At 68.2% G+C, this 12,303-nt stretch carries 9 protein-coding genes, 1 tRNA gene and 1 pseudogene; 7 read left to right on the plus strand and 4 right to left on the minus strand.

Going from position 1 to position 12,303, the window contains the following annotated elements; all coding sequences use genetic code 11:
- Nucleotides 1–280 precede the first annotated feature (280 nt).
- The 3 genes and pseudogenes from ACFV8T_RS08965 to ACFV8T_RS08975 form a co-directional block, all read left to right on the plus strand.
- Nucleotides 281–1,336, plus strand: coding sequence for an ABC transporter substrate-binding protein (locus ACFV8T_RS08965; protein WP_385325901.1), 1,056 nt, complete (start codon nt 281–283; stop codon nt 1,334–1,336).
- Between the two features lie 56 nt (nt 1,337–1,392).
- On the plus strand, nt 1,393–2,358 hold the full coding sequence (locus ACFV8T_RS08970; protein ID WP_385326241.1) for a FecCD family ABC transporter permease: 966 nt from the start codon (nt 1,393–1,395) through the stop codon (nt 2,356–2,358).
- Nucleotides 2,355–3,131, plus strand: a pseudogene (locus ACFV8T_RS08975) (ABC transporter ATP-binding protein); the annotation flags it as partial. The gene ACFV8T_RS08970 and the pseudogene ACFV8T_RS08975, both read left to right, overlap by 4 nt.
- Nucleotides 3,132–3,386: 255 nt before the next feature.
- Here ACFV8T_RS08975 and ACFV8T_RS08980 read toward each other — a convergent pair.
- Nucleotides 3,387–3,457: transfer RNA gene (locus tag ACFV8T_RS08980), tRNA-Gly, on the minus strand.
- 467 nt (nt 3,458–3,924) lie between these two features.
- Between ACFV8T_RS08980 and dcd the strand changes: the two genes are divergently transcribed.
- Both dcd and ACFV8T_RS08990 read left to right on the plus strand, forming a co-directional pair.
- Nucleotides 3,925–4,500 (plus strand): dCTP deaminase, encoded by a 576-nt coding sequence (gene dcd, locus ACFV8T_RS08985; protein ID WP_072487843.1) that lies wholly within the window; start codon nt 3,925–3,927, stop codon nt 4,498–4,500.
- Between the two features lie 18 nt (nt 4,501–4,518).
- Nucleotides 4,519–5,019 carry a phosphoribosyltransferase gene (locus ACFV8T_RS08990; RefSeq protein WP_385326243.1) on the plus strand — a complete coding sequence of 167 codons (501 nt, stop codon included), beginning with the start codon at nt 4,519–4,521 and terminating at the stop codon, nt 5,017–5,019.
- Between the two features lie 77 nt (nt 5,020–5,096).
- Here the strand turns inward: ACFV8T_RS08990 and ACFV8T_RS08995 are convergent, their stop codons facing one another.
- The 3 genes from ACFV8T_RS08995 to ACFV8T_RS09005 form a co-directional block, all read right to left on the minus strand.
- On the minus strand, nt 5,097–6,059 hold the full coding sequence (locus ACFV8T_RS08995) for a Yip1 family protein (RefSeq protein WP_385325903.1): 963 nt from the start codon (nt 6,057–6,059) through the stop codon (nt 5,097–5,099).
- A 188-nt stretch (nt 6,060–6,247) separates the two neighbouring features.
- On the minus strand, nt 6,248–8,515 hold the full coding sequence (locus tag ACFV8T_RS09000; RefSeq protein ID WP_385325905.1) for a (Fe-S)-binding protein: 2,268 nt from the start codon (nt 8,513–8,515) through the stop codon (nt 6,248–6,250).
- Between the two features lie 88 nt (nt 8,516–8,603).
- Nucleotides 8,604–9,308 carry a sugar transferase gene (locus ACFV8T_RS09005; protein ID WP_385325907.1) on the minus strand — a complete coding sequence of 235 codons (705 nt, stop codon included), beginning with the start codon at nt 9,306–9,308 and terminating at the stop codon, nt 8,604–8,606.
- Between the two features lie 339 nt (nt 9,309–9,647).
- Here ACFV8T_RS09005 and dnaK point away from each other — a divergent pair, with 339 nt between their 5' ends.
- Both dnaK and grpE read left to right on the plus strand, forming a co-directional pair.
- The gene (dnaK, locus tag ACFV8T_RS09010; RefSeq protein ID WP_266417309.1) at nt 9,648–11,501 is read left to right on the plus strand and encodes a molecular chaperone DnaK; all 1,854 of its coding nucleotides are present in this window, start codon (nt 9,648–9,650) and stop codon (nt 11,499–11,501) included.
- Nucleotides 11,498–12,148 carry a nucleotide exchange factor GrpE gene (gene grpE, locus ACFV8T_RS09015; RefSeq protein WP_266417311.1) on the plus strand — a complete coding sequence of 217 codons (651 nt, stop codon included), beginning with the start codon at nt 11,498–11,500 and terminating at the stop codon, nt 12,146–12,148. Before dnaK ends, grpE begins: the two co-directional genes overlap by 4 nt.
- Nucleotides 12,149–12,303: the final 155 nt, after the last annotated feature.

The raw sequence follows: 12,303 nt of genomic DNA on the forward strand, positions 1-12,303 counted from the left end.
GCAGAGCGAGGGCGTGCCTTCCCGAGCGTGGTCCGGTCCCTCGCCCGGCGGTCGCGGGTTGTCGCCATGCCCGCCCCCGGTACGGACCGGTGGCCCGCCGGGCCGGGCGCCGTCCCCGGTCCGGTCGCTCCGTGCGTACGGCCTTCCCCGCGCCCACCGCGCCGGGCAAACGCCTACGCCGCGTACATCACACCCCCGACCGCCGGGAACTTCCCCGCCCCTGCCCCCGACTCCTGCAACAGCGCCTTGACGCGCCCACTTGATCACCGAGGAGAACCCCATGCCGACACCCAGGCCGGCAGCCATCGCCCTCGCCACCCTCCTGTGTCTCGCCGCGGCCGGCTGTTCCGAATCGGATTCCGGCTCCGGCGCGGACGGCAAGAAGACGGGCGCCGCCCAGAAGGCGTCCCCCGCCGCGCGGGGCGAGTACCCCGTCACGCTCAAGAACTGCGGGCTGAACCAGAAGTTCGACAGGGCCCCCAGCCGGGTCGTCGTGATGAACGGGGCCTCGGTCGCCGAGGTGTCCACGCTGCTCGCCCTCGGCCAGGGGGACCGGATCGTCTCCAACCAGCAGTCCTACGGCATGTCCGAAGTCCCCGGGCGCGCCGAGGAGATAAAGAAGCTGCCCACGGGCGGGGTGAAGCCGAACGACGCCTTCGACATCCCGCGCGAGGCCATGATCGGTCTGCGTCCCGACTTCGTGCTCTCCACCATGTCCTACGGTTTCGATGCCAAGAACGGATTCGCCACCCGCGAGCAGCTCAAGGAAATCGGGGCGCGCACCTACGTCTCGCCCGAGGGCTGCGGCCAGGACAACCTGAACATGACGATCGACGACAGCTACACACTGCTGCGGGACATGGGCAAGGCCTTCGGCGTCGAGGACAGGGCCGAGAAGCTCGTCGCCACCGAACGGCAGAACATCGCCGACGTGGCGGAGAGGGTCGGCGACGCGAAGAAGCCGAAGGTCATGGTCGTCTTCTCCAACATGACCATGGGCGGCAACGACTTCAGTTCCGTCGCCGCCCACGGCATCTACAACGACATCCTCGCCAAGGCCGGCGGCAGCAACGCCTTCGCTGGCGCGTCGAAGACCTCCTTCGCCGACCTCAGCAAGGAGAAGGTCGCCGCCACCGACGTGGATGCCCTCGTGGTCGTCAGCTACAACGACTCGGATCCGACGGCATACGCGAAGAAGCTGCTCAAGGAGTTCCCCCAGTGGCCCGCAGCCAAGAAGAACAAGTTCGTGGTGTTGTCCGACTCGATGTACCTCGGCCCCAGCAACGACATGGCGGTCGAGAAGATCGCCAGGATGCTGCACCCCGAAGTCTTCTGAGCCGTTTCCCGTTGTGGGCCTGCGTCCTCGTGCTCACCGTCGCGCTGCTGGTCTCGATGGTCCTCGCCGTCGGTATCGGCACGGTCAACGTGCCGGTCGGTGACGTGTGGACGGTCCTCGTCCACCACGTCACCGGCCGGGGGCCCGTGGACGACGTCGCCCTCGACCAGATCGTCTGGCAGTTCCGCACCCCGCGTGTCGTCCTCGCGGCGGTCGTGGGGGCGGGACTCGCCGTCTCCGGCGCCGTCCTCCAGACCCTTGTCTCCAACCCGCTCGCCGATCCCACGGTCCTCGGTTTCTCGCACGGAGCTTCGCTGGGCGCGGTCCTCGTGATGACGCTCGGCGGGGCGGGGCTCGGCGGACTCGGCGTCTCCGGAGCGGCGTTCGTGGGGGCACTCCTGGCAGGGATGCTGGTCTTCGCGCTCGGACAACGCAGGGGACGGCTCGCGCCCACGCGGCTCGTGCTCGCCGGGGTCGCGGTCGGCTACGTGCTGCTGTCGGCGACGAGCTTCGTGCAACTGCGGGCCACACCGAACGAGCTGCGCGGCGTCATGTTCTGGATGCTGGGCAGCGTCTCCGGCGCCCGCTGGAGTCAACTGCCCACCGTCACCGCCGTGGTGGCGCTCGGGGCGACGCTGCTCGCCCTCTTCGGGCGGCGCTTGAACGCACTGCTCGCCGGGGACGAGTCTGCGACATCGCTCGGCGTGGACGTGCACCGCACCCGCGCGGTGCTGCTCGTGGTGAGCGCACTCCTGACCGGGACCGTCATCGCCGTCGCGGGCGGAATCGGCTTCGTCGGCCTGATGATCCCGCACCTGGTACGGCTCGCCCTCGGCGCCGACCACCGCAGGTTGATCCCGCTGAGCGCACTCCTCGGGGCCGTCTACCTCGTACTGGTCGACCTGCTCTCCCGTACCGTCAACCGGCCCAACGAGCTGCCGTTGGGCATCCTCACCGCACTGCTCGGCGCACCGTTCTTCCTCTGGCTGCTGCGCCGCAACAAGGGGCTCGACGCCGCATGAGACTCACCGTGGACGGCCTCCACGTCACCCTCGACGACACCCCGGTCCTGCACGACGTCGGACTTGACGTGTTGCCAGGCCAGATCGTGGGCCTCGTCGGCCCCAACGGGAGCGGCAAGTCCACCCTGCTGCGTGCCGTCTACCGTTCGCTGCGGCCCGTAGCGGGGGTCGTCGAGGTGGGCGGGCGGGATGTGTGGCGGCTCTCCTCGCGGGCCGCAGCCCGGCACACCGCCGCCGTCCTCCAGGACGGTGCGGGCGCGGGCGGCCTCACCGTCGCCGAGACGGTGGCGCTCGGCCGCACCCCGCACCACGGGGTGCTGGGACGCGACGGCGAGAGCGACCGGCGCGTCGTCGCCGGGGCGATGGAGAGCTGCGGCATCGCATCGCTCGCCGACCGGGACTTCTCTGCCCTCTCCGGCGGCGAGCGCCAGCGCGTCCTGCTCGCCCGAGCCCTCGCCCAGGCCCCGGAGCTCCTCGTCCTGGACGAACTGACCAACCACCTCGACATCCGGGCCCGGTTCGAACTCCTCGGCCTGATCCGGAACACCGGCATCACGACTCTCGCCGTGCTGCACGACCTCGACCTGGCCGCCCGGCTCTGCGACGGCCTCGTCGTCCTCCACCACGGCTGTGTCATCGCCGCGGGCCCGGTCCTCGACGTCCTCACTCCGGACCTCTTTCTCGAGGTCTTCGGGGTCCGCGCCCGCGCCGAACGACACCCGGACGGTGTCATCCGGGTCACGTACGAGGCGGACCCGCTCGCGGCGACTCGATCCGGGGCGACGCCCAAGGACACGATGGTGCGCGCCGGGCCGTCGCCCGAGAAGGCCGCGCTCATCTACCCGCACTCCGACCACGAGCGGCAGAGGGAGGTCGCCGGCGGGCTGGACCGGATGGTGCAGGCCGCCCGAGAAAGTGAACACGCGCGGCAGGAGAAGGGGGCAGGTGGCGCAGAGGTGGTGCGTGACACCTAGGAACGTCCAGACAACCAAGAGAGCCCAGGTCGCTGACCTGGGCTCTCTTGCAAGAGCGGGTGACGAGAATCGAACTCGCGCTCTGAGCTTGGGAAGCTCATGTTCTACCATTAAACTACACCCGCGAAGCGTGCCGCTTGAGCGGCGCCTACCGTCCCATACTGTACCCCATCGCAGGTCCCCGGCGTTTGAGCCGTGGGGCCTTTTTGCTATGGGTGGAGAGTGGATGCGGTTGTCGTGGGCGGGAGTTGGGGGCGTAGCGTGGGTGGTCGGAGTGCCGTCTGGAGTGGCGTCCTGTTCATCCCCTAATGTGGCTTTCTCGTCCAAGGCTTGTTGGGGAAGGGACTTGATGGACTCCATGGAGCGCACCGTCGTCCGCTGTGCCGAAGGGCACGTTTTCGCTACCGCTTCGTTCCCGATGCAGCATCTCGGGGCCGGGCGGATCGGTCCCGGGCGGCTCATTCGCTGTCCGCGTTGCGCGCGGTTGCGGCATGCCGTGCCCGTGGTGTTCGAGCGGCGGTAAGCGGCGGTGGCAGGCGCGCGGGTGGTCCCGGATTGGGGTGGTCCCGCGCGTTCTGCGTATCCTCGGGGCGTGCTTCTCTCAGATAAGGACATCCGGGCCGAGATCGACGCCGGACGTGTACGCATTGATCCGTTCGACGCGTCGATGGTGCAGCCCTCGAGCATCGATGTGCGGCTCGACCGCTACTTCCGGGTGTTCGAGAACCACCGCTATCCACATATTGATCCGGCCGTCGAGCAGGCCGATCTGACTCGCATGGTCGAGCCGGACGGGGACGAGGCGTTCATCCTGCACCCCGGTGAGTTCGTACTCGCTTCGACGTACGAGGTCATCTCGCTGCCCGACGATCTTGCGTCGCGGCTGGAGGGCAAGAGTTCGCTGGGGCGGCTCGGGCTTGTGACGCATTCGACCGCCGGGTTCATCGACCCCGGTTTCTCCGGGCACGTGACGCTGGAGCTGTCGAATCTCGCGACGCTGCCGATAAAGCTGTGGCCGGGGATGAAGATCGGGCAGCTGTGCATGTTCCGGCTGAGTTCGCCCTCGGAGTTCCCGTACGGCTCCGAGCGGTACGGGTCGCGGTATCAGGGCCAGCGCGGGCCGACCGCGTCGCGTTCGTTCATGAATTTCCATCGGACCCAGGTGTGATGTCCCATGAGCGGTGATGTGAGTAGTGACGTGCGGGAGAACCTGACGTACGAGGGGTTCGGCCGTGCCGTGCGTGAGCTGGCGCAGACCGTGGCGGACGACGGGTTCGAGCCCGACGTCGTGCTCAGCATCGCTCGCGGCGGGGTGTTCGTGGCCGGCGGGCTCGCCTACGCACTTGACTGCAAGAACATTCACCTGGTGAACGTGGAGTTCTATACCGGGGTGGGCACCACCCTGGAAATGCCGGTCATGCTGGCGCCCGTTCCGAACGCCATCGACTTCTCGGACAAGAAGGTCCTGATCGCCGACGACGTCGCCGATACCGGGAAGACGCTGAAGCTGGTGCGTGATTTCTGTATCGATCATGTCGCCGAGGTGCGCAGCGCGGTCATCTACGAGAAGTCGCATTCGCTCGTGAAGTGCGAATACGTGTGGAAGAAGACCGACCGCTGGATCAACTTCCCGTGGAGCGTGGACAAGCCCGTCGTGCGGCGCAGCGGGCAGGTTCTGGACGCCTGAGCAGGATGTGACGAACCCCCGGCACCTTGTGTGTGCCGGGGGTTTTCGGTGTCCTTGGGCGGGCGGGCCGGTGGGCGTCAGATGGTGCCCAGCTTGATGATCGACAGCAGTGCGATCAGCTGGATCGCGGACGCGCCCAGTGCCTTCGGCCACGGCAGGTCGTGCGATTTGCTCACCATCGATGTGAAGAGCGCGGCCGAGGCCAGCCAGGTGACCCAGCCGAGAATCTGGACCAGGGAGTTCTCGCCGCCGAGGAAGAGCGCGAATATCAGGCGGGGCGCGTCCGTGATCGACATGATCAGCATGGACAGGCCCACCGTCGGCTGCCACGCGCCGTCGCCGCCCAGCTGGCGGGCGAGCGTGTGCGTGACCGCGCCCAGGACCAGGCCGCCGATGACGAAACCGATGCCCGTGATGACGACGTAGGGCACCGCTGTCGAGATCGTGGCGTGGATCGCGTCGTCCCGGGCCTGGTCGAAGCCGAAGAGCGCGAGCAGGCCGTACAGGAACGTGACGATGAGCGCCGGACCCCAGACGGGGTAGTCGCGCATCTGCCAGAACGTCGGTCCCGGGCGGAGCACGATGCCGGTGAGCAGTTCCTTCCACCGCAGTCGGGGGCCCGAGGGCTGGGCGGGGGCCTGGCCGGCGCGGTAGGTGTCGCCGGGGCCGTACGGGTCCTCGCCGATACTGAACGCCTGGGTGTGGCCGGGGGAGTTGGCGTACGGGTCGCCCTGCTGAGGGGAACCGTGGGGGTGCTGGGGCTGGTTGTACGGGTCGCCGAAGTACTCCGGTTCGCCCTGGCCACCGCCCTGGCCACCGCCGTTGTAGCCGTTGCCGTTGTTGCCGTAGCCGCCATTGCCGCCGTTGCCGTAGCCGCCGTTGTTGTACGGGGGCGGGGCCGCGTTGCCTCCTGCCTGCGGCCAGGGCTGCTGGCCGTACGGCGGTGGTGCCTGTGTGCCGTACGGCTGCTGCCGCGGTTGCTGTTGCGCTTGCTGCGGGGTGCGGTTGTCCCGGCCGCGTCCGATCCTGAATCCAGCCACGTCATCGAACGTACCTGGTCCGGGCCGGTGCGGTCAGAGGGCCTGGGGAACCTGCCCGCCATTGCGGCCGAGCTGTGACATCCCCTAGGGGAACCCCGGGGGGACTGCCCCAGGGGCGCGGGAAAGCGGAAGCGGCCGGTCCCGCCCCCGAGGCAGGTCCGGCCGCTTCTGTCGCGCGACGGAACGGATTACTTCACCGGCTCCGGCTCCGGCTCGTCCGCCGACTCCGCCTCACCGGCCGGGTCGGCAGGAGTCTTCACGGAGTCCAGCAGCAGCTGCGAGACGTCGACCACCTGGACCGACTCCTTCGCCTTGCCGTCGTTCTTCTTGCCGTTGACCGAGTCGGTCAGCATGACCAGGCAGAACGGGCAGGCGGTGGAGACGATGTCCGGGTTGAGGGAGAGGGCTTCGTCGACGCGCTCGTTGTTGATGCGCTTGCCGATCCGCTCCTCCATCCACATCCGGGCACCACCGGCGCCGCAGCAGAAGCCGCGCTCCTTGTGGCGGTGCATCTCCTCGTTCCGCAGGCCCGGCACCTTCGCGATGATCTCGCGCGGCGGGGTGTAGATCTTGTTGTGACGGCCCAGATAGCACGGGTCGTGGTACGTGATCAGGCCCTCGACCGGGGTCACCGGGATCAGCTTGCCCTCGTCGATGAGGTGCTGGAGCAGCTGGGTGTGGTGGATGACCTCGTACTCGCCGCCGAGCTGCGGGTACTCGTTCGCGATGGTGTTGAAGCAGTGCGGGCAGGTCGCGACGATCTTCTTCGCTGCCTTCGCCTTCTTCGTCGAGTCGTCCTCGTCGTCCTCGCCGAACGCCATGTTCAGCATGGCCACGTTCTCCTGGCCGAGCTGCTGGAACAGCGGCTCGTTGCCCAGGCGGCGGGCCGAGTCACCCGTGCACTTCTCGTCCCCGCCCATGATCGCGAACTTGACGCCCGCGATGTGGAGGAGTTCGGCGAAGGCCTTGGTGGTCTTCTTCGCCCGGTCCTCCAGGGCGCCGGCGCAGCCGACCCAGTACAGGTAGTCGACCTCGGACAGGTCCTCGACGTCCTTGCCGACGATCGGGACCTCGAAGTCGACCTCCTTGGTCCACTCGACGCGCTGCTTCTTCGCCAGGCCCCAGGGGTTGCCCTTCTTCTCCAGGTTCTTGAGCATCGTGCCCGCCTCGGACGGGAACGCGGACTCGATCATCACCTGGTAGCGGCGCATGTCGACGATGTGGTCGATGTGCTCGATGTCGACCGGGCACTGCTCCACGCACGCACCGCAGGTGGTGCACGACCACAGCACGTCCGGGTCGATGACGCCGTTCTCCTCGACCGTGCCGATCAGCGGGCGCTCGGCCTCCGCGAGAGCCGCGGCCGGGGCGTCCTTCAGCTGCTCCTCGGTCGCCTTCTCATTGCCCTCCATGTCCTTGCCGCCGCCGGCCAGCAGGTACGGGGCCTTGGCGTGCGCGTGGTCGCGCAGGGACATGATCAGGAGCTTGGGGGAGAGCGGCTTGCCGGTGTTCCAGGCGGGGCACTGCGACTGGCAGCGGCCGCACTCGGTGCAGGTGGAGAAGTCCAGCAGGCCCTTCCACGAGAACTGCTCGACCTGGCTGACGCCGAAGACGGCGTCCTCGGCCGGGTCCTCCCAGTCGATCTCCTTGCCGCCCGAGGTCATCGGCTGGAGCTCGCCGAGCGTGGTGGCGCCGTCGGCGTTCCGCTTGAACCAGATGTTCGGGAAGGCCAGGAAGCGGTGCCAGGCGACGCCCATGTTGGTGTTCAGACCGACCGTGATCGCCCAGGCCATCGTCACACCGAGCTTGATCATGGCGGTGAGGTAGACGAGGTTCTGCAGCGTGTCGGGGCTCAGCCCCTTGAAGGCCGCGACCAGGGGGTACGAGGCGAAGTACGCGGCCTCGTAGTGCTCCACGCCGTGCAGGGCGCCTTCGAGGCCGCGCAGTGTCATGATCGCCAGGCCGATGACGAGGATGACGGCCTCGACGAAGTACGCCTGGCCCATCTTCGAGCCGGCGAAGCGCGACTTGCGGCCGGGCCGCGACGGCAGGTTCAGCTGCCGGATCGCGATGAGGACGAGGATGCCCACCGTCGTCGCGAGCGCGATGAACTCGGTGTACACCTCGTAGGGCAGGAAGCCGCCCAGCACCGGCAGCGTCCAGTCGGCCTTGAACAGCTGGCCGTACGCGGTGACGATCGTGAGGCCGAGCGTCAGGAAGCCGACGGCGACGAACCAGTGCGCGACGCCGACGATCCCCCACCGGTTCATCCGGGTGTGGCCGACGAACTCCTTGGCCAGGGTTACGGTGCGCTGCTGCCAGTTGTCCGTGCGGGTTCCGGACGGCACGGGCTGGCCGAGCTTGATGAACCGGTAGATCTGCGCGACGGCTCGGGCGATGAGCGCAACGCCGACGACAGTCAGCACCAGCGACACGATGATCGCGGCGAGTTGCATTTGGGGGCTCCTCGGGCCTGCGAGGGTGGGATCCAGCGTAAATGAGCGAGTACTGGCGATTATCTGTGATTACTAAGCAGTAACTTAATCAGTCTGTGCTGACACTACCCACTTCTTCCGCAGTGCTGTAGCCGGACAGGCGGTGATCTGTGTCGCTCAGGTGCCCCTTGCCGGGCCGGGTGAGCCTTCGGGCCGCCCGGCGCAGCGGGGTGTGGGCGGCCCTCGCCAGGATGGCCAGGTCCAGTCCCACCCATTGGTGCTCGGCGTAGTGCTGGTCCAGCAGGGCCGGCTCGTCCCACGGCATTCCGGAGCGGGAGTGCACCTGCGCCAGGCCGATGAGGCCCGGCTTCAGTTCGTGCCGCCAGTGTCTCGCGGCGGGGGAGGTGCCGGAGCCCGGGGTGCGGGGTCCGTCCTCCTCGTCCGGCGCCAGGGGTTCCGGGCCGACCAGTGAGAGGTCTCCCCGTACGACGTGCGGCAGTCTGGAGAGCAGGTCCAGCCGCAGCCGCCGGGTGCGCAGCGAGCGCAGTTCGAAGACACGGCCGTCCAGGCCGACCCGGGGTGAGCGGGTCAGTACGCCGCCGGGGGGCCGCCGCACCGCGAGGGCGAGGGCGCCCGCGGCGAGCAGGGGGGCCGCCAGGGCCAGGAGGGCCGAGCCGAGGGCCAGGTCCAGTACGCGCTTGGTCGACGGCCGCTCCCGGCGCCGCTCCCATTGCCACGTCCGTGTCCGTGTTCGTGTCCGCTGTGCCCGCGCCCGCGCGCGTACTGCCCTCTGCCTTTGCCTCTGCGTCTGCATCGTTCGCACCTGCCTGGGTTCGCGGCGGTTCGAGTGCCGGTTTTGCGTGGCTCACGGCATTTTGTGACAGAACGATCCCATGGGGTGATGATGGGGAGGGGTTGCGCCGCCAGAGGGTCGGGGAGTGTCGCGTGCGATCGGCCGGTACGTGCCCCGTTCGCACCCCCGGTGTGCCTCATGGGTGGGGTCGCGTGTCGGTCGTAAGCTCGGGAATCCCCAGTTGGCGCGGGGTGTGTGCACGATAGTTGAGCCTCTTCGACTCAAGTCTGTTGACAGTGGGGCGGGTGTCATGCATCCTTGAGTCAGATCCACTCAAGTAGTCAAGCTGGAGGAATTGAAATGGCACGTGCGGTCGGCATCGACCTGGGCACGACTAACTCCGTCGTCAGCGTTCTCGAAGGCGGCGAGCCCACCGTCATCACCAACGCAGAGGGCGCCAGGACCACGCCGTCCGTCGTCGCCTTCGCGAAGAACGGCGAGGTGCTGGTCGGCGAGGTCGCCAAGCGCCAGGCAGTGACCAACGTCGACAGGACCATCCGCTCCGTCAAGCGCCACATGGGCACTGACTGGAAGATCGACCTGGACGGCAAGAGCTTCAACCCGCAGCAGATGAGCGCCTTCATCCTGCAGAAGCTGAAGCGTGACGCCGAGTCGTACCTGGGCGAGAAGGTGACCGACGCGGTCATCACCGTCCCCGCGTACTTCAACGACTCCGAGCGTCAGGCGACGAAGGAGGCCGGCGAGATCGCGGGCCTGAACGTCCTGCGTATCGTCAACGAGCCGACCGCCGCCGCGCTGGCGTACGGGCTCGACAAGGACGACCAGACGATCCTCGTCTTCGACCTCGGTGGCGGCACCTTCGACGTGTCGCTGCTGGAGATCGGTGACGGCGTCGTCGAGGTGAAGGCCACCAACGGTGACAACCACCTCGGTGGTGACGACTGGGACCAGCGCGTCGTCGACTACCTGGTGAAGCAGTTCGCCAACGGTCACGGCGTGGACCTGTCCAAGGACAAGATGGCTCTCCAGCGTCTGCGCGAGGCTGCGGAGAAGGCGAAGATCGAGCTCTCGTCCTCGACCGAGACCACGATCAACCTGCCTTACATCACGGCGTCCGCCGAGGGCCCGCTGCACCTGGACGAGAAGCTCACGCGCTCGCAGTTCCAGCAGCTCACGGCCGACCTCCTGGACCGATGCAAGAGCCCGTTCCACAACGTCATCAAGGACGCGGGCATCCAGCTCTCCGAGATCGACCACGTCGTTCTCGTCGGTGGCTCCACCCGTATGCCGGCCGTCGCCGAGCTCGTCAAGGAGCTGACCGGTGGCCAGGAGGCCAACAAGGGTGTGAACCCGGACGAGGTCGTCGCCATCGGCGCCTCGCTCCAGGCCGGTGTCCTCAAGGGCGAGGTCAAGGACGTCCTGCTCCTCGACGTCACCCCGCTGTCCCTCGGCATCGAGACCAAGGGCGGCATCATGACGAAGCTCATCGAGCGCAACACCACGATCCCGACCAAGCGCTCCGAGATCTTCACGACGGCCGAGGACAACCAGCCGTCCGTGCAGATCCAGGTCTACCAGGGCGAGCGCGAGATCGCGGCGTACAACAAGAAGCTCGGAATGTTCGAGCTGACCGGCCTGCCGCCGGCCCCGCGTGGCGTCCCGCAGATCGAGGTCGCGTTCGACATCGACGCGAACGGCATCATGCACGTCGCCGCCAAGGACCTCGGCACCGGCAAGGAGCAGAAGATGACCGTCACCGGCGGCTCCTCGCTGCCGAAGGACGAGGTCAACCGGATGCGTGAGGAGGCCGAGCAGTACGCGGAGGAGGACCACCGCCGCCGCGAGGCCGCCGAGTCGCGCAACCAGGGCGAGCAGCTCGTCTACCAGACGGAGAAGTTCCTCAAGGACAACGAGGACAAGGTCCCCGGTGACGTGAAGACGGAGGTGGAGACCGCGCTCACCGAGCTGAAGGAGAAGCTCAAGGGCGAGGACACCGCCGAGATCCGTACCGCCACCGAGAAGGTCGCGGCCGTCTCGCAGAAGCTCGGCCAGGCGATGTACGCCAACGCCCAGGCCGACGGCGGCCCGCAGGGTGACCCGCAGCCGGGCGCCCAGCAGGCCAAGGCCGACGACGATGTCGTCGACGCCGAGATCGTGGACGACGAGAAGGACGCCAAGGGCGGTGCGGTGTGACCGAGGAGACCCCGGGCTTCGAGGAGAAGCCCGACGTCCCCTCCGGCGCCACCCCTGACGGAGCCGAGCCGAAGGACGCCTCTTCCTCTTCGGAGGAGGGGGCGGCCCCGGCCGGGGACGGAGTGCAGACAGTCGGCCTGACGGCCCAGCTGGACCAGGTCCGCACCGCGCTCAACGAGCGCACGGGCGACCTCCAGCGGCTTCAGGCCGAGTACCAGAACTACCGCCGCCGCGTCGAGCGGGACCGGGCCACGGTCAAGGAGATCGCTGTTGCGGGTCTCCTGTCCGAGCTCCTGCCCGTGCTCGACGACGTCGGCCGCGCCCGGGATCACGGCGAGCTCGTGGGCGGGTTCAAGTCGGTGGCCGAGTCTCTTGAGACGGTCGTCGCCAAGCTGGGCCTGCAGCAGTTCGGCAAGGAGGGCGAGCCCTTCGACCCGACGATCCACGAAGCCCTGATGCACTCGTACGCGCCGGATGTCACCGAGACGACCTGCGTGGCGATTCTGCAGCCGGGGTATCGGATCGGCGAGCGCACCATCCGCCCCGCGCGGGTGGCGGTGGCCGAACCCCAGCCGGGGGCGACGCCGGCCGCAGCCAAGGAAGAGAAGGCAACCGACGAGGAGAGCGGTGGCACCGAGGAGGTCTGACATCCCGTCTGACCACCTCGCGGCCCACCGCCCGGCCATGGGGGGGGGGAGAAAGGCGAGGGGGGGAGGGGGAGAATAGGGGGGGGGGAGGGGAGGGAGGAGGGGAAGGAAGTGGGGGAGGGGAAGCAAACAAAGACACGAGGTGACAGAAGGCG

It is taken from the genome of Streptomyces sp. NPDC059832 (assembly GCF_042731715.1).
Lineage (GTDB): Bacteria > Actinomycetota > Actinomycetes > Streptomycetales > Streptomycetaceae > Streptomyces.